Here is a 17,759-nt window from a genome sequence, read left to right as displayed (position 1 = left end):
TCGAAAAACATTGCGTCATTCATTGACACATCGTCAGCGAATGGCGCACTATGACTCAAGTCACTTCTCGGGCTTCGATTCTTCTTCGCGCACGCCCGAGACAGAACAGAAAGCGATGGCGAATGAGCCCCTCCCCCTTGCCGAGCGTCTGCATCATCGGCGCCGGGCCTACCGGAATCACCACGGCCAAGCGAATGAAGGAATTCGGAATACCCTTCGACTGCTACGAAGCGTCCGACGAGGTCGGCGGAAACTGGTACTACAAGAACCCCAACGGAATGTCGGCCTGCTACCAGAGCCTGCATATCGACACGTCGAAGTGGCGCTTGGCATTCGAGGACTTCCCGGTCTCTGCCGACCTTCCCGATTTCCCCCACCATTCCGAACTCTTCCAGTACTTCAAGGACTACGTCGAGCATTTCGGCCTACGTGAGTCGATCATCTTCAACACCAGTGTTGTTGCTGCAGAGCGTGATGCAAACGGACTGTGGACTATCACGCGCTCGGACGGCGAAGTCCGTACCTACGACGTCCTGATGGTCTGCAATGGTCACCACTGGGATCCCAACATCCCGGATTACCCAGGCGAGTTCGACGGCGTCCTCATGCACAGCCACAGCTACAACGACCCGTTCGATCCGATCGACATGCGCGGCAAGAAAGTTGTCGTGGTCGGAATGGGGAACTCAGGCTTGGACATTGCTTCCGAACTGGGGCAGAGATACCTCGCCGACAAGCTCATCGTCTCGGCGCGCCGCGGCGTGTGGGTGTTGCCGAAATACCTGGGCGGCGTGCCGGGAGACAAACTGATCACCCCGCCCTGGATGCCTCGGGGGCTGCGCCTGTTCCTGAGTCGTCGATTCCTCGGCAAGAACCTGGGAACCATGGAGGGCTACGGACTACCCAAGCCAGACCACCGCCCCTTCGAGGCACATCCGTCAGCCAGTGGCGAGTTCTTGGGACGCGCCGGGTCCGGCGACATCACCTTCAAGCCGGCGATCACCAAACTCGACGGAAAGCAGGTTCATTTCGCTGACGGCACCGCCGAGGACGTCGACGTGGTCGTCTGCGCCACCGGCTACAACATCAGCTTCCCCTTCTTCGACGACCCGAACCTGCTGCCGGACAAAGACAACCGATTCCCACTCTTCAAACGCATGATGAAGCCCGGAATCGACAACCTCTTCTTCATGGGACTCGCTCAGCCCATGCCGACGCTCGTAAACTTCGCCGAGCAGCAGAGCAAGCTCGTCGCGGCCTACCTCACCGGTAAATACCAACTGCCGTCCGCGAACGAGATGCAGGAGATCACCAAGGCCGACGAGGCATACTTCCTCGCCCCCTATTACAAGTCACCGCGCCACACCATTCAGCTCGAGTTCGACCCGTACGTCCGCAACATGAACAAGGAAATTGCCAAGGGCACCAAGCGTGCCGCGGCCTCGGGGAACAAACTACCTGTTGCGGCGCGTGCAGCAGCACACGAACTCGAGAAGGCGGATCGCGCATGAGCACGGTGAACGGTCACTGCAACAACGAGTTCGAAGCCGTCCGCACCGCCTTCGAGGCGCAACTCGAATCCGGTGAGGAGTTGGGTGGCTCCATCGCCATCACCGTCGACGGAGAAGCCGTAGTAGACATCTGGGGCGGATACGCCGACGAATCCCGTACCACTCCTTGGGGCCCGGACACCATCGTCAACACCTTCTCCATCACCAAGACCATGACGGCTCTGTGTGCGCTCCTGCTGGTCGAACGCGGCCAATTGGACGTGTACCAGAAGGTTGCTCACTACTGGCCCGACTTTGCGGTAAACGGCAAGGATGACATCGAAGTTCGCCACCTTCTGTCGCATACGTCTGGCGTCTCCGGTTGGGAGCGCCCGATCGAGCTGAAGGACATCTACGACCTCGAGACGTCCACCGCTCGCCTCGCTACCCAGAAGCCTTGGTGGACCCCAGGTACGGCGTCTGGCTATCACGCGATCAACTACGGCCATCTCGTCGGTGAGGTCATTCGTCGCATCGACGGTCGGACCCTCGGCAGGTTCTTTGCCGAAGAGCTTGCCGGTCCACTGGGAGCCGACTTCCACATCGGCACGTCCGGAGAGCATTTCGGTCGAATAGCCACCATGGTTCCGCCGCCCGCGTTGGAGTTCGACCTGTCCACGCTCGACCAGGACAGCATCTTCATCAAGACCCTGACCTGCCCACTGCTCGACTATCCCGAGGTCAACACCGCGCCCTGGCGGGAGGCCGAGATCGGCGCAGTCAACGGCCACGGCAACGCACGTTCTATCGCTCGGATCCAATCCGTGATCTCGAACGGTGGTGTGCTCGACGGCCAGAAGCTGCTCTCGCAGAGCACCATCGACCTGATCTTCGAGATCCAAGCCGACGGTATCGACCTCGGGATCATGACTCCGCTCAAGTTCGGCATCGGATACGGACTGCCGCACCCGGATACCGCACCCCTGGTTCCCGACGGACGCGCCTGCTGGTGGGCCGGTATCGGCGGCTCGATGCTGGTCAACGATCTGGACCGTCGGATGACTTTCGCCTACGTCATGAACAAGATGGCACCCGGTCTGATCGGGTCCGACCGCAGCAACGCCTATCTGAGCGCTGCGTACAACTCCGAGATCAGCGAGGTCAGTTCATGAAGGCAGCTCAGCTCATGGGGCCTGGTCTCCTCGAGATCAACGACGTGCCGATCCCCGAGATCAGTCCATCGGAACTGCTGATTCGGGTGGGCGCAGCGGGAATCTGCCACTCCGATCTGCATCTCCTGCACTTTCCGTACAAGATGCGCGAAGAACCGCTGACCATCGGCCACGAAATTGCCGGAACGATCGAAGCCGTCGGGAGTGGCGTCGACGGCCGTTCCGTCGGAGAGCGTGGCGTCGTCTACCTGTGCTGGTCCTGTGGACAGTGCCGAGAATGCATGAGCGGCAACGAGAACATGTGCCTCGCCGCTGGACGCACCGCGATGCCGCCCTGCCCCGGGCTCGGTCCCGAAGGCGGAATGGCCGAGTACGTCAAGATCCCGGCTCGCTCATTCGTACCCATCGGAGACCTCGACTTCCTGCAGGCCGCACCGCTCGCCGATGCAGCACTGACGAGCTACCACGCCATTCGCGGCGCACGCGAACATCTCCAGCCCGGTGCCACCGCCGTCGTGATCGGCGTCGGCGGACTCGGTCACGTTGCAGTACAGATACTTCGCGCAATCAGTGCCGTGCGCATCATCGCCGTCGATGTCGGACAGGATCAACGCGATCTCGCCAAACGTTGCGGCGCCGACATCACGCTCGAATCGGGACCGGACACCGCGCAGCACATCCTCGACCTCACGTCGGCCAGAGGCGCAGAAGTCATCTTCGACTTCGTCGGTATCGACGCAACTGCACAGATGTCCGTTCAAGCGGTTGCGCCGAACGGCGCGTATCGCATGGTGGGTCTCGGAGGCGGAAACCCGGGAATCACAGCCGAAGCTGCCGGCGGACCTGGCTGGCCGTGGGGCGCATCGATCCGGAAGTCCTATGGCGGCACCAGAAACGACCTCGTCGATTCCATCGCCCTGGCACAGGCCGGTCTGGTAACGGTAGAAGTAGCCCGCTTCGACCTCGCTGATGCCCGCGACGCACTCGACCGTCTCGAACACGGCAAGGTCACCGGACGCGCAGTGCTCGTACCCTAATCTTCGAAAGGCACTTCACGTGACTACTTCCGCTGATACACAAGCATTCATCGCGTCCGTCATGGCTGGGCTGACCGGCCCTGGTGGTCCTTTCGAGATGCAAGTCGAGGATGTACTCGGCAGCTCGATGCCCGTCATGAAGAACCGTGACAAGGCACTCGGCGACGTGCTCGCTGCATCCTTCGATTACGGATCACGCGACTACCTGGTGACCAAGGACCGACGCTTCAGCTACCTCGAGCACGGCGAGGCCGTAGCAGCATTGGCCACTGCGCTGCGCGAGCGTTACGGCGTTCGCAAGGGCGATCGGGTGGGCATCCTCGCCGCCAATACGCCGGAATGGGTGATGACCTTCTGGGCGGCTCAGTCGCTTGGCGCCATCGCCGTCGGGTTCAACTCGTGGTGGGTGGCCCGTGAAGTGCAGTACGGCATCGATCACACCACTCCCACCGTGGTGATCGCCGACGCCAAACGCGCACAAGTTCTTTCCGAAGTGAACACCGATGTTCCCGTGCTCACGATGGAAGAAGATCTACCGGCATTGATGGAGAAGTATTCGGGTTCTGCACTGCCCCGCACGTCCGTCGACGAGGACGATCCGGCCGTCATTCTTTACACGAGCGGAACCAGCGGTCGCCCCAAGGGGGCTGTTCACACTCATCGAAACGTGTTGGCCGTCATCGACTACCACCGCTACAGCGATCGCCTCGCTGCGGCGTTCACCGGCCGACCCAGCGACGGCCGACCCAGTGACTTGCGGTATCTGCTGACCGCGCCGCTGTTTCACATTGCAAGCCTGCATAACCTGGCGATCCCACGACTCGCGACGGGCGGAGCCGTGGTCATCCATCAGGGCGCCTTCGACGTCGACGAAGTCCTTTCCCTTGTCGAACGCGAGAAGGTCACCAACTGGGCGGTGGTCCCCACCATGGCAACCCGTCTCCTCGAACATGGCAGTCTCGAGAAGTACGACCTGACCTCACTGAGCGCCTTTGCACTCGCGTCTGCGCCGTCATCTCCGGCTTTGCAAGACCGCCTGCGCGCGCGACTGCCTTTTGCGCAGCACACCTTGGTCGACAGCTACGGGCTCACCGAATCCTCCACCGGCATTTCGGTTGCCACGCCACCAGAACTCGCCGCGTTCCCCGGAACTCTCGGACGGCCCATCATCGGTGTGAGTGTGGAGGTCCGTGATCCTTTCGGTGTTGCGGTTCCCGACGGCGTGGAGGGCGAAATCTGCGCTCGCAGTCCGTATGTGATGTCGGGATACTGGAACGACGAGACTGCAACTGCTGCCGCCATCGGTCCCGACCGATGGCTCCGAACCGGCGACTTCGGAGTTCTCGAAGACGGCCGACTCCGCCTGACCGGCCGCCGGTCCGATCTGATCCTGCGCGGCGGCGAGAACGTCTACCCTCTCGAAATCGAGCAGTGCATCGACGAGCATCCCGCGGTACTCGAATGCGCTGTGATCGGCATTGATTCGGCAGACCTCGGCCAAGAAGTGGCGGCCGTTGTCGTTCTTCGCAGCGAGGGAGCGGCGACCGAAGAAGAACTACGCGACTATGTCGCCGAACGACTGGCCTACTTCAAGGTGCCGGTGAAGTGGAAACTGAGCACAACCCCTCTGCCTCGCAATGCAACCGGGAAGACGATACGCGCAAAGGTGGCTATCTCATGACCTACGACGCCGTGATCAACAACGGTCTGTGGTTCGACGGCACCGGGGCGAAACCAGCTGTCCGCAATCTGGGTATCCGAGGCGGGCTGGTCACTGCCATCTCCCTCGATCCACTCGACGAAACCGACTGTCCCCGTGTCATCGACGCGCGGCGCAAGTGGGTGATCCCGGGCATCGTGGACATCCACACTCACTACGACGTCGAGATCCTCGAAGGCCCGGCGCTGAGCGAATCTCTCAGACACGGGGTCACGTCGATCTTTGTCGGATCGTGTTCCCTGTCCACCATTCACGCCAGCCCGTCGGACGCCGGCGACCTTTTCGGCCGCGTCGAAGCTATCCCACGCAAGCACGTCGTCGAAGCACTCACGCGGGCCAAGACCTGGAACTCCGCGAGAGAGTATGTTGCTGCACTCGAGGCGCTTCCGCTAGGTCCCAACATTGCAGCCTTCATCGGACACTCCGACATGCGAGCCGCCGAGATGGGACTGGATCGTGCTACCAGGACGGACGTGCATCCCACCGACACCGAACTCGCGTCGATGGAAGCACAGTTGACCGAAGCTCTCGACGCAGGATTCGTCGGGATGTCCAGTCAGCAATTGTTGTTCGACAAACTCGACGGCGAGACCTGCCGCTCACGCACGCTGCCGTCGACGTATGCAACCACGAAAGAACGACGCCGACTCAATGCGATCCTGCGCCGCCGAGGACGGGTATTTCAGGCCGGACCTGACCTCTCCAACCCGATGAGTACCGGAGCTATGGCGTTCTCCAGCGCGGGTATCTGGCGTAAGCGACTCAAGACGAGCATGCTTTCGGCGGCCGACATCAAGTCCAACAAGTTGGCCGTGGTGATCCTCGGCCCACTGGCACACTTGGTCAATCGACTCGGCGGCGACCTGCGCTGGCAGCACCTGCCAGTCCCCTTCGAGGTATATGCCGACGGCATCGACCTGGTTGTCTTCGAGGAGTTCGGATCCGGCGCTGCAGCACTGCATCTGACCGACGAGATGGAACGCAACGTCCTGATGCAGAGTGAGAAGTACCGTCGACAGTTCCGCAAGGACTACGATCAAAAATTCGGCGTCAAAGTCTGGCACCGCGACTTCTTCGACGCCGAAATCGTTTCCTGCCCCGATGAATCCCTTGTCGGCAAGAGCTTCGGGCAGGTCGGCGTCGAACGAGGCGGCCTCCACCCTGTCGATGCATTCCTGGATCTGGTCCTCGAACACGGCACGAAAGTGCGTTGGCGCACAACCATCTCGAACCACCGGCCGGAGATTCTGGACAAGTTCGCCCAGGACAACGGCGTCCAACTCGGGTTCTCCGACGCCGGAGCGCATTTGCGCAACATGGCGTTCTACAACTTCGGCTTACGACTACTACGACGTGTCTACGATGCCCAAAAGGTCGGCCGTCCCTTCATGACCGTCGAGGCAGCGGTGCATCGCCTCACCGGCGAACTGGCCGAGTGGTACGACGTCGATGCCGGGCACCTTCGATTAGGTGACCGCGCCGACCTGGTTGTGATCGATCCCGCCCATCTCGACGATTCACTCGAGGCGTACGCCGAAAGTCCGGTCGCGGAGTACGACAACCTCTCCCGCATGGTCAATCGCAACGATCAGACCGTCACCGCAGTGTTCGTCGGCGGCGAGTACGTCTTCGGCGACGGAGAAGCAGCACCCGTTCTCGGCAACCGCCGAACCGGAAAGTTCTTGAAAGCAGGTGCCCATTAACACGTCCAGATTTGCCGGCAAAACCGCGGTTGTCACCGGCGCAGCATCAGGTATCGGTGCAGCCATCGCACTACGACTTATCGGCGAAGGCGCACAGGTAGCCGGAATAGACATCGATGCAGAGGGTTTGATGGAGTTAGCCTCCCAGCACGGCGCGTCTTTCCTCGCTGTTCCCGCCGACGTCACCAAGGAATCCGATGTTGCCGAGGCTATTGCCGCTGCGGCTGCGGAATTCGGCGGTATCGATCTGGCTTTCAACGTTGCCGGGGCGTCGAGGGTGGGGCAGATCGTCGACCTCGACGAGGCCGACTGGGACTTCACCATCGACCTGGTGCAGAAGGGCGTCTTCCTCTGCACCAAACATGAAGCGCGGCATATCCGAGAGCACGGTCGCGGTGGTGCGATAGTCAACGTGTCCTCATTGAACGCGCACGTGCCGAGCCCCTACGGGAGCGCGTACGCGACAGGCAAAGCCGGGGTCGAGATGTTCAGCAAGAATGCCGCGATCGAACTCGCTGCGTCGGGGATCCGGGTCAATGCCGTTCTACCCGGCCTGGTCGACACGCCACTGGTCGCGCCGGTCATGAACTACGAACCCGCCCGCGACATGTTTCTCAGCCGAATTCCCATGTCCCGAGCGGCAACTCCCGACGAGATCGCGGGCCCCTGCCTCTATCTCGCCAGCGACGACGCCTCGTACATCACCGGAACCAGTCTGGTCGTCGACGGCGGCTGGGAGGTCTCGAACTACCCGGATCTGACGACGCTGGGCAACTAGGTTCAGTTGCCGGGCAACACACATTGAGCATCGAGGCCGAGGACGTGGTTGAGCCGGCCGAAGGCCAACCACGATCCGAGGCACATGCTCAATTCGACGATTTCTCGCTGTGAGTAGTGAGCTGTCATGCGTTCCCAGAACTCGTCGTCGAGCCCGTGGTGGTCGAGGGCGTATCTCTCGGCGTATTCGGCAGCGAGGCGTGTCCTGTCGTCGAAGGCATCTGTGGTGCGCCAGTCGGTGACAGACTGATCGAATGTCGACTCCACAGTCTCGCCGTCACGCTCGGTGCGCCAGTCCTGACAGAAGATGCACCCGTTGATCTGAGCGATCCGAAGCCTGGCCGCCTCGAACTCGCGGAGTCCGAGAGTGCCGTCCGTGTAAACCTTTTGGGAGAACCCGGCGGCCGCGGGCCCGATGCCGGGGACCATCTCTCCCCACACGTAGCCGATCGGGTTCTTACCTTCGGGTATGTCGATATTCATGTGAGTACCTCCGAGTTTCGGGCACCGAGCTTGCCGACGCCGGGTGTGAGCGGAACGTCCAGCGCGTCGTAGAGGCCGGGTTCGGCCTGACGTAGCCACGGAATTGCGTTGACGAGACGTCCTACGGCCGTGGCATTTCCACCGGCCGCGCGGTTTCCACCTTCATCGGTGGCTTCGACGTTGATCTCGATTCGTGGTCGCCCTTCGACGATCACCTTGTGCGCGCCGTCGCCTCCGTCGGGCGGGAGCGGCCAGTCGCGGGCACAGGACGGATGAATACGCGTGACGTGTTCGATCACGATCAAGGGTTCCCCGCCGACGATTCCCTGAACCTCGAATCGCAGTGCGCCTTGGGTGCCGGCCGCGAACTCCCCCATATGTTCGGTCGACACGGTTTCCTCGAGCGGGCGGCGCAGCAAGGTCTCGCGGATCTCGTCGAGTTCCACCCCGAGCGCTCGGGCGATGAGTCGAATCTGCCCGCCCCAGACCATGGCGGGAACACTGGGCGCGACCATCGGAGGTTCGTAGTCCATCGGCTGACCCATCCCGATCAGGTAGCGGACAGAATCCGGCTGTTCGTAGGTCGTGTAGTCGAAGATTTCCTGACACCGGATCTGGTCGATTGTCCCCGCGAGCCCGCTGACGAGAATCGGCAGGATGTCGTTGCCCCAACCTGGGTCGATACCGGAGACGAACAGAGCGCCGCCGCCCGCCTTGGCAGCAGCTTCAACGGGATCACGAAGTTCGGGAGGCGCAGATTTCGGGTCGTACAGCGCATATACCGAAGGCGTGACCACTACAGCTCCAGCGGCCAGCGCCCGCGTGATGTCGGCAACCGCGTCATCGGGCCGAATGTCGCCGGACGCCGCGTAGACCACCGCGCCGGGAGACGCTGCGAGCACGGCATCGGCGTCGTCGGTAGCCGCGACGCCCAGGTGCACTCCCAGATCGGCGAGGTCACCGGCGTCTCGCCCGACCTTTGCGGGGTTGGCAACGATGACGCCGACAAGTTCGAGGGCCGGATTGGCTGTCACAGCGCGAATCGATGCACGCCCGACGTTGCCGGTACCCCACACGACAGTCGGAATCTTGGACTCGGCTTCATTCGAAACTGCACCCATCAATCGGACATTACCCAGCTCAGCGCGTCAGGTCAGCAGAACTGCAAGAATTCGTTTCACTTCATCCGGTCAAAAATGCCATTGCCTGCGCAGTCAGTGCGCCGTCACCCCGCCTCCGGTACGTCTCAGCGGGTCGGCCGTTACCTGGTCTGCTCATCTCGCCGGTACTTTCGAGCGCGTCGAATACCTGCCGACGGAAGCTGTCCTTCTGGAACGGACGATCGAAGATCACCTCGTACAGTCCCCGAAGTTCGGCGACGGTGAACGTCCCGCCCGACAATCCGTCCGGATCCACGTACGACGCATACCTCGCGCGTAGGTCCGTGACCGCGAGTCGCACCATGTCGGCGTGATCGAACGCGAGTCCGCTCACTGCCTCGTCGTCGTACACATCGACGAGAAGCGCCGAATCGGGCAGCGCCGATTCCGGTAGGCAAGCCGTGTGTGCGACCGACAAAACCCATCCACGGTCGTCGCGGTCCGGTCGGTCGAAGATCGCCAACTGGTGAAAGCTCGTCTGGGCCAACTCGGCCTTGACCGACAGGGCACGATCGGCTGCGGCCGTGAGCAATTCGCGTTCGTGCAGAAAAGTTCCCGGTAGCGCCAGCGCACCGAGAGGGTGCCGAACCACCAGAACTTTCAGAGATCCACCGCTGTACGTCAGCACCGCGACGTCCACTGCCACGGACGGACGCGGATAGTCCGTCAATCCCTTGCCACTCGTGTCTGTCCATTTATTCACCCTTGCATGTTATCTCAAACATGATCTATGGTTAGCGCAAAGTTGATCAAACGATCGTCGCGAACCGAAGAGGTGGCTATGAAACTCACCGCACAGCAGTCCGATCGAGCGGCCGGCGTTCTGCTCGGCACCGCAGCAGGAGACGCACTCGGCGCCGGCTACGAATTCACCTACCCGAAGGCCGAGGTCACGATCGACATGATCGGTGGCGGCCCGTTCGACTGGGCGCCGGGAGAATGGACCGACGACACCTCGATGGCAGTTGCGATCGCCGAGGTGGCCGCCACCGGAATCGACATCGGAAGCTCTGACGGTCTCGATGCCATTGCAGCACAGTTCATCCGGTGGTACGACTCGAAGCCCGCGGACATCGGCAACCAGACGCGAGCAGTGTTGTCCGTCCGCTCCGAAAGCGCAGCGGCGATGGCGGATCGTGCGCGGGCGATCAGCGGCCGCAAGGCCGGCAACGGCTCGCTCATGCGCACCGCTCCCGTCGCCCTCTCCTACTTGGACGATGCAGAAGGTGCCATGGCGGCCGCGCACCGGATCAGTTCACTCACGCACGACGACCCGCGTGCCGGACAGGCGTGCGAGTTGTGGACCCATGCCATCCGCCATGCCGTTGTCGCCGGCAACTTCGACGGCGTTCGAGGCTTCCTCTCCGTTTCCGATCAGGAGGTAGCCGAATACTGGGGCCCGCTGCTCGATCAGGCCGAAACCGGGAACCCGCAGGACTTCTCCAAGAACGGTTGGGTGGTGCATGCACTTCAGACTGCTTGGTGGGCCATCACTTCCACGGACAATGCCGATGCTCGCCACCTCCAGTACGCATTGGAAGCAGCCGTACGAGCCGGCGGGGACACCGACACGACTGCGGCTATCGCGGGTGGCCTTCTCGGCGCCCGTTGGGGAGCGTCGGCTGTTCCCGCCCGCTGGCGCCGAATCATGCACGGCTGGCCGGGATACCGTTCCTCCGATCTGGTTCGCCTGTCGATCAAGACTGCTCGCGGCGGTACCGACGACAAGAACGGATGGCCGTCGACCGCAGAACTCGATTACTCGAAATTCCGCGGAACCCACCACCTGACCACACATCCGCATGACGACGGCGTCACGCTCGGCGGCGTCGATGCGGTGTCCACTGCGGACTACGACGCCGTGGTCAGCCTGTGTCGCATGGGAACACGGCAGGTCAGCTCCGATCACGTCGAGTTCTGGTTGGTCGATGACGGTCACGATTCCAACGCCAACCTCGAGTTCGTTCTCGACGACGCAGCGCGCACCGTCCAGGCGTTGCGGGCCGAGGGAAAGCGCGTACTCCTTCATTGCGTTCAGGCGCACAGTCGCACACCGTCGGTTGCGGCGCGATACTCGATGTTGATCGGACGTGACCCCTACGACGTACGCTCGGCTATGCCGTGGGCTCGCCCGAAGCGTGAACTCTGGAACACGGCAGTCGGAAACACGGCCGTCGGAAACACAGCCGTCGGGTACCCAGGAGGATCCATGCCCGCTATTACCGTCGTCGAAGGTGACATCACGACGCTGACCGTCGACGCCATCGTCAACGCGGCCAACTCCAGGCTCCTCGGCGGTGGCGGTGTCGACGGCGCGATCCACCGAGCCGGAGGACCGGAGATCCTGAAGGCCTGCGAGGTATTGCGCAACACCAGCCTTCCCGACGGCCTCCCGGTGGGTGCGGCCGTGGCCACCACCGCGGGAAAGCTCCACGCCAAGGCCGTGATTCACACCGTCGGCCCGAGGTATTCGCGCTCCGAGGACCGATCCGGATTGCTTCGGTCGGCGTACACCCGCAGTCTCGCCGTTGCCGACTCGATCGGCGCACGAACCGTCGCCTTTCCGTTGATCTCGGCAGGGGTCTACGGCTGGCCGAAGGAAGATGCGGTCCGACAGGCCGTTTCAGCGATTCGCGCGGCGAAGACCGAGGTCGAGACGGTCACACTGGTCGCATTCAACAAGGAGACGGCAGAACTGATGCGCCGCGCGATCGCCTGACCGTTTACCGGGCCCACTTCACGCCACGTTAAAGCAGTGCAGAGCGGTCAGAGAAGTGGAGAAATTTCGCCGGTTGGACGTTTGTCCAACAATTTGTCCGAATCGCATATTTCGCGGCTCGCTCTGTGTTCTACTCCTCTCCAGGGTTTGAGCTGGTGGTGAGCAAACGACGAAGACGTATTCGCTTCTCTGTCAGCTCGAGGCCGGTTCCCGGACCCGGCTTCAAGCCGAGAGCTCGATCTTTTCGAGCGCTACTCAAGGAGAATGTGAATGGTGTCGACGTTGATGCGCCGAGGAGTAGGGGTGGCCGCATCCTTGACCGGATGCGTTGCCCTGGTCGTCGGCGGAGCGGGAGTTTCATCCGCCGCTGATGTGAACCTTCCGTTCACGGCATCGTGTCACGGGTGGCAGTTCCCCGGTCCGATCACACACAACGAGACGCGTGATTCCGGCGTCACGATCAGTGCCCCGACCGTGGTTCCGCCGAACTCGACCTTCACCTACCGACTCGCCCCCAAGCCGATGACGGTCCCCAATGACGGCTACGACCTCAGGTCCGTCGTGAACTGGACGCGTCTCAAGTTCGATTTCGACATCCCTGCAGGCACCTCCTACGTGGGGGCGCAGATCGTGGCCGGCACCAGCTCGAATCTGGGTGGGGTCGCCCCGACGATCACGCGGGTGAACGATGCCGGTTCACCCGATCCGAATGGGACGCATCTTCGTATCTCCGGCAACAACATCACGGCGGGCAACGGACCCAACACCGACGACAACGGCGGCGGCGGAATCGAGGTCGGTGGAGGAAAGACGTTCCAGCTCCCGGCAGTCGACGTCACCGTCACGTCAGGGGCTGTGGGAACCCAGATCAAGCCCATGCTCCGCGTTTCCGACACCAACTCCGGTTCCTACGACAGTGCCGCCAACTACCTGACCTTCCTGCAACAGGAGACACTGCTCGGCGGCGTCAAATACTGGCTGACCACCAATTGCTCACCACGCGACAATCGTTCGGCCGGATTGAACGCAGGCGGCCAGCCGCTCGCCGTGATCAATGTCGACTCCAGCCTCGCTCAGACACAGACGCGAATCGACGCACCCGGTAAAGCTGTCGTCGGTGACTCCGTGGAGCTGACGGCAACGGTCACTCCTTGGCCGTCGGGAGGAACAGTGCAGTTCCGTGACGGAGGGGTCGACCTCGGCGCTCCGGTGGCCGTCGTCAACGGCGTCGCGAAGGCCAACCGCACGATGACAACAGCGGGCGACCACAACATCACGGCGTACTACACGGGATCTGCCGGTTTCATGGAATCGATGTCGGGCGCCGTGACGATCAACGTGGTCGAACCGTCCGAGCCCGAGCCTGGCACCGGTAGCCTCGGCAGCCTTGGTACCCCCGGATTCGGGTCGTGAAAACTGTGAACAGAAACCAGGATTCGTCGATGAACTCGAGACTGTTACGCGGCTCTGCGATTGCAACCGTCTCGGTACTGGCCGGCGGGTTGTTCTCCATCGTCGGCGGCGGGACCGCCTCTGCTGCCCCCGAGACCAAGAGCGTGGCCTTCACAACTGCATGCCATGTGCGCGAGATGGACGGTGCGGCAAGTCCGATCACATTCAACGAGACGCTCGGCTCGGGGGTCACCATCACCGCACCGACCACCGCGGCACCAGGTGAGACCGTCACCTACCGCGTGCAGCCGAACGAGATGAAGGCAAACAGCGGCGGCCACGCCAGCCGTGGAGTCGTGCATTGGGCCCGGATCAAGTACGACTTCGACATCCCGTCGGGCGTCGAATTCGTGAGTTCCCAGCTTGTGGCGGACAGTGCGTACGGCCTCGGATCCGACAGTGCCACTCCAACAGTCACACAGATCGACGACGGCGGTAATCCATCGGCATCCGGTACGCACCTGCGTATCTCCGGATCGAATCGGACCATCGGAAACGGTCCGTCCTCCGCGGTTCGATCGAGTGACGGCATCATCGTCGGTGCCAACACCAAGTTCCGACTCCCCGCAGTCGACGTCACAGTCAAAGCCGGTGCGGCTGGTAGCGAGATCAAGCCTTCGCTGCGAGTTTCCGATCCCGGCTCCGCCAACTACGACGACGACCGAAATGCGCTCACATTCGTCCAGCGCGAGAAGGATGTCTTCACAGTCAACTACTGGGAGCGCTACAACTGCTCCCCGCGGGACAACAGGAACTCCGGCCTCAACGCCGGTGGGCAGGCCCTGACCACGATCTACGTCAGCCAACCGACAACCACCACAATCCAGATGCCCGACTCGATCCAAGCCAGCACACCGACAGAGCTTGTCGCAAAGGTGGATCCGGCTCCGGTCAACGGAAACGTGCAGTTCAGGGTGGACGGCGCTGACGTCGGTACACCTGTCACGCCCGGTGCCGACGGCACTGCCCGGCTACCGCATACCTTCTTCACCGCCGGAACCGCGCGGGTCTCCGCAACGTTCCAGGGAGTCAACGGATTCCAGAGTTCCAACTCGACAGAGACGATGGTCACGGTGACTGCCGCACCTGTCGTCAAACAAACCGACACTGCCGTGAACGTTCCTACCGATGCAAAGACGGGCGTATCGGTGTCGCTGAGGGCGCAGGTCACGCCGACCCCCACTGGTGGCACTCTCCAGTTCAAGGATGGCGCTGCAAATATCGGTGCCCCGATCCCGGTGGGCGCTGACGGAAAAGCCACTCTGGAACACGCATTCACCTCGGCCGGATCTCATGCAGTCTCGGCCTACTACTCCGGCGCAACAGGATTCATGCCGTCGATGGCATCAGCCCAAACGGTCACCGTGTCTGATCCCGCGCCGTCCGATGTCACCACCTCGACCTCACTGGCAGCTCCTACGACGGCCAAGCAGAATGTCGCGGCAGAACTTTCCGCAACGGTCAGTCCTAATCCGGGCGGGGGTTCGGTTCAGTTCTTCGACGGTGACCAACCCATCGGACAACCCGTTGTCGTCGGAGTCGATGGTGTGGCGCGACTGACGCACACTTTCGCATCGACGGGCGATCATCCGATCAAGGCGGCATACGCCGGGCGAAGCGGATTCACGCAGTCTGCGTCGGACGAATCCGTCGTAAAGGTTTCTGCTGCGCCTGATGATGGCGGAAACGGCGGCTCGGGCAGCCTCGGTTCGCTGGGCGGTCTCTTCGGTTCCTGATCGCATTTCTCTCGACACTGTTGCCGCTGCACCGATTCGGAGCAGCGGCAACAGCATGTCGCGGCCGTAGTCATAGCACTGATTGATTGATCGATGGAGCACAAGTGTCCAGGAATTCCTTTTCTCGACGGTCGTTTCTCGCTGCCGGGGTCGGCGCGACTGCAGTCGCCGCCGCTTCCCTTCTGCCGCCGTCGCTTCAACGTGCACTGGCGACACCCGCAAACTCCGGCGGGCTCGATTCGATCGAGCATGTAGTCCTCGTCATGCAGGAGAACAGATCTTTCGACCACTACTACGGCGCTCTGAGGGGTGTTCGCGGCTTCGGGGATCCGAATGCGTTGCGTCTACGCAGCGGCCAAAGCGTCTTCGAACAACCCGGACCTACCGGTCCTGTGCTCCCCTTCCCCATCCGCGATTCCGCTGCAGCACAACGCATGGACACCCAGAACGTCACCGGGCTGGATCACAGCTGGGCGGGCGGACATGCCGCACTCGCCGACGGCTGGCACGACGGTTGGATTGCGGCAAAAACCGGTACGACGATGGCGTACTACGACCGGCAAGACATTCCCTTTCATTACGAACTGGCGGACTCGTTCACAATCTGCGACGCCTACCACTGCTCCGTTCCGACGTCGACGAGCCCCAACCGGAACTATTGGGTCTCTGGATACACCGGATACGAGCCACTTTCGCCTAATCCGACCGAGTCGGTCCTGCCTTCGGATCCGCCCGGCCCCGAGGGAAGAGCTGTAACCAATGCGGCCTACAACCCCTGGCACGCCGGCTACGGATGGACGACGGTTCCCGAGCGGTTGCAGTCCGCCGGCATTTCCTGGAAGACCTACCAAGAGTGGGATAACTTCGGAGACAACAACCTCGAATACTTCACTGCCTTCAAGAAAGTGGCGGCAGGGCTGCTTGGTCGGCCAAGCCTGCTCCCCTACGAACTGCAGACCTTGGCCGGGTTCTATCTCGCCCTGCCGTCGATGCCGGCGCCGGTCCAGGACGCAGCGGTACTGGCCCTCGAGAATGCTGCAGACCAACTGTCGCCTGCTGATCGCCAACTCTACGATCGCGCACTGTACCGATCCCGGCCCGGCACACTGGCCGCCGAGTTCAGGAAGGACGTCGAGTCGGGCCGACTGCCGCAAGTCAGTTATCTCGTTCCGTCCGAAGTGGATTCGGAGCACCCATCGGGATCGTCACCTGCGGCGAGCGCAACACTGCTATATCAAGTGCTCGACGCCGTCGCCTCCGATCCCGATCTGTGGGCGAAGACGGCCGTGATCGTCAACTTCGACGAGAACGACGGGTACTTCGACCATGTACCGCCACCTCGACCACCGCGCTCGGTCGAAACCGAATGGGTCGGCAATCAGCCGCTCGGCCTCGGCCCGAGGGTGCCGATGACGATCATCTCGCCGTGGACTGTTGGCGGTTTCGTTTGTTCACAAGTGTTCGACCACACGTCCGTCACGCAATTCCTGGAGAAGCGGTTCGGAATCACGCAGCCGGAAATCGACCCGTGGCGACGCACGGTGAGTGGCGACCTGACGTCGGCGTTCGACTTCGCCAACCCGCGTAGCCGACCGACTTTGGCGCGCCCGCAGCCCACTCCGCCTCTGGAACCGCGGTGGACACCGACCCCACCCGCCGAACAGAGAATGCCCCTGCAGGAAAGCGGCACTCGACCAGCACGGGCCCTTCCCTATCAGCCCGACGCATACACGACGGTGAACCCGGAAACCGGCTCGTTGACGGTCCATCTGGTCAATGCCGGTGCCGCATCAACTCACCTGGCCTTGTACCCGTACGCAGGTGAGTTCGACGAGCCACGGCATTACGACCTCCTGGGCGAGGTCGATGACATCGTTGCGCTCAGTGATCGCGTCTACAGCCTGACCCTGTTGGGTCCCAATGGTTTCAGGCGCGAATTCAGTGGAGCGACAGACAGTGCGGCAGCCTCGCTCGACGTCTCGACAACCATCGACGCAGGGTCGCGCGCGCTTGTACTGACCGCGAACAATTCCGGAAGTCGTGCACTCTCCGTCGACGTCGACGGGGACCGACGGAAGCTCGCTGCCGGCGCACGCGGCCGGTGGGCGGTGGCGTCGGTGGACGGCTGGTATCAGGCCACCGTGACGGTCGACGAAGATCTTGAATTCAATCGCGTGCTCGTCGGACACATCGAAAACGGGCGTACCAGCGTAAGCCAACCGACGTGAATCGACACCGAGTGATCAAGACCAGACCTGAATCCCCAGTCGGACAAGTCAATCCATCCACACATCCAGGAGGAGTTTCCGT

General features: G+C 62.2%; 13 protein-coding genes. 10 read left to right on the top strand and 3 right to left on the bottom strand.

Translation table 11 applies throughout. The features are described 5' to 3' along the window. Window positions 1–122 precede the first annotated feature (122 nt). From QMA15_RS27810 to QMA15_RS27785, 6 genes are read left to right on the top strand one after another with little or no spacing between them, the layout of a single operon-like run. A complete protein-coding gene (locus tag QMA15_RS27810) occupies window positions 123–1,511 on the top strand; it encodes an NAD(P)-binding domain-containing protein (protein ID WP_175470368.1) in 1,389 nt (462 codons plus the stop codon). Continuing rightward, entirely contained in the window at window positions 1,508–2,662 is a 1,155-nt protein-coding gene (locus tag QMA15_RS27805) for a serine hydrolase domain-containing protein (protein ID WP_279163416.1), read from the top strand. The genes QMA15_RS27810 and QMA15_RS27805 overlap by 4 nt, the downstream gene beginning before the upstream one ends. Beyond that, window positions 2,659–3,699 carry an NAD(P)-dependent alcohol dehydrogenase gene (locus QMA15_RS27800; protein WP_279163415.1) on the top strand — a complete coding sequence of 347 codons (1,041 nt, stop codon included), beginning with the start codon at window positions 2,659–2,661 and terminating at the stop codon, window positions 3,697–3,699. The genes QMA15_RS27805 and QMA15_RS27800 overlap by 4 nt, the downstream gene beginning before the upstream one ends. Before the next feature lie 19 nt (window positions 3,700–3,718). Beyond that, on the top strand, window positions 3,719–5,380 hold the full coding sequence (locus QMA15_RS27795; RefSeq protein WP_279163414.1) for a class I adenylate-forming enzyme family protein: 1,662 nt from the start codon (window positions 3,719–3,721) through the stop codon (window positions 5,378–5,380). Further along, the gene (locus tag QMA15_RS27790) at window positions 5,377–7,122 is read left to right on the top strand and encodes an amidohydrolase family protein (RefSeq protein WP_020971226.1); all 1,746 of its coding nucleotides are present in this window, start codon (window positions 5,377–5,379) and stop codon (window positions 7,120–7,122) included. Before QMA15_RS27795 ends, QMA15_RS27790 begins: the two co-directional genes overlap by 4 nt. Beyond that, window positions 7,112–7,900, top strand: coding sequence for an SDR family NAD(P)-dependent oxidoreductase (locus tag QMA15_RS27785; protein WP_113682764.1), 789 nt, complete (start codon window positions 7,112–7,114; stop codon window positions 7,898–7,900). The genes QMA15_RS27790 and QMA15_RS27785 overlap by 11 nt, the downstream gene beginning before the upstream one ends. 2 nt (window positions 7,901–7,902) lie before the next feature. Here the strand turns inward: QMA15_RS27785 and QMA15_RS27780 are convergent, their stop codons facing one another. From QMA15_RS27780 to QMA15_RS27770, 3 genes are all read right to left on the bottom strand, one after another. Beyond that, window positions 7,903–8,382 carry a carboxymuconolactone decarboxylase family protein gene (locus QMA15_RS27780; protein ID WP_113682765.1) on the bottom strand — a complete coding sequence of 160 codons (480 nt, stop codon included), beginning with the start codon at window positions 8,380–8,382 and terminating at the stop codon, window positions 7,903–7,905. Next, a complete protein-coding gene (locus QMA15_RS27775) occupies window positions 8,379–9,503 on the bottom strand; it encodes a dihydrodipicolinate reductase (RefSeq protein ID WP_279163413.1) in 1,125 nt (374 codons plus the stop codon). Before QMA15_RS27775 ends, QMA15_RS27780 begins: the two co-directional genes overlap by 4 nt. Window positions 9,504–9,564: 61 nt before the next feature. Further along, the gene (locus QMA15_RS27770) at window positions 9,565–10,245 is read right to left on the bottom strand and encodes an NUDIX hydrolase (protein ID WP_279163412.1); all 681 of its coding nucleotides are present in this window, start codon (window positions 10,243–10,245) and stop codon (window positions 9,565–9,567) included. A 78-nt stretch (window positions 10,246–10,323) separates the two neighbouring features. Here QMA15_RS27770 and QMA15_RS27765 point away from each other — a divergent pair, with 78 nt between their 5' ends. The 4 genes from QMA15_RS27765 (at window position 10,324) to QMA15_RS27750 (ending at window position 17,677) form a co-directional block, all read left to right on the top strand. After that, complete coding sequence (locus QMA15_RS27765) at window positions 10,324–12,261, top strand: O-acetyl-ADP-ribose deacetylase (protein WP_290287549.1); 1,938 nt, start codon at window positions 10,324–10,326, stop codon at window positions 12,259–12,261. A gap of 303 nt (window positions 12,262–12,564) precedes the next feature. Continuing rightward, window positions 12,565–13,674, top strand: coding sequence for an Ig-like domain-containing protein (locus QMA15_RS27760; protein WP_021333332.1), 1,110 nt, complete (start codon window positions 12,565–12,567; stop codon window positions 13,672–13,674). A gap of 29 nt (window positions 13,675–13,703) precedes the next feature. Next, a complete protein-coding gene (locus tag QMA15_RS27755; RefSeq protein ID WP_230091029.1) occupies window positions 13,704–15,449 on the top strand; it encodes an Ig-like domain-containing protein in 1,746 nt (581 codons plus the stop codon). Window positions 15,450–15,553: 104 nt separating this feature from the next. Beyond that, complete coding sequence (locus QMA15_RS27750) at window positions 15,554–17,677, top strand: phosphocholine-specific phospholipase C (RefSeq protein WP_290287546.1); 2,124 nt, start codon at window positions 15,554–15,556, stop codon at window positions 17,675–17,677. Window positions 17,678–17,759 lie beyond the last annotated feature (82 nt).

This window comes from Rhodococcus sp. APC 3903 (assembly GCF_030407755.1).
GTDB lineage: Bacteria > Actinomycetota > Actinomycetes > Mycobacteriales > Mycobacteriaceae > Rhodococcus_F > Rhodococcus_F erythropolis.
Note: the sequence above shows the minus strand (reverse complement) of the source record. Positions and strands in the feature narration are given on the sequence as shown.

Coding starts and splice junctions, on each gene's coding strand:
- QMA15_RS27790 (WP_020971226.1), top strand. CDS start 5,377: ATGACCTACGACGCCGTGATCAACAACGGTCTGTGGTTCGACGGCACC.
- QMA15_RS27755 (WP_230091029.1), top strand. CDS start 13,704: ATGAACTCGAGACTGTTACGCGGCTCTGCGATTGCAACCGTCTCGGTA.
- QMA15_RS27805 (WP_279163416.1), top strand. CDS start 1,508: ATGAGCACGGTGAACGGTCACTGCAACAACGAGTTCGAAGCCGTCCGC.
- QMA15_RS27800 (WP_279163415.1), top strand. CDS start 2,659: ATGAAGGCAGCTCAGCTCATGGGGCCTGGTCTCCTCGAGATCAACGAC.
- QMA15_RS27765 (WP_290287549.1), top strand. CDS start 10,324: ATGAAACTCACCGCACAGCAGTCCGATCGAGCGGCCGGCGTTCTGCTC.
- QMA15_RS27775 (WP_279163413.1), bottom strand. CDS start 9,503: ATGGGTGCAGTTTCGAATGAAGCCGAGTCCAAGATTCCGACTGTCGTG.
- QMA15_RS27780 (WP_113682765.1), bottom strand. CDS start 8,382: ATGAATATCGACATACCCGAAGGTAAGAACCCGATCGGCTACGTGTGG.
- QMA15_RS27810 (WP_175470368.1), top strand. CDS start 123: ATGAGCCCCTCCCCCTTGCCGAGCGTCTGCATCATCGGCGCCGGGCCT.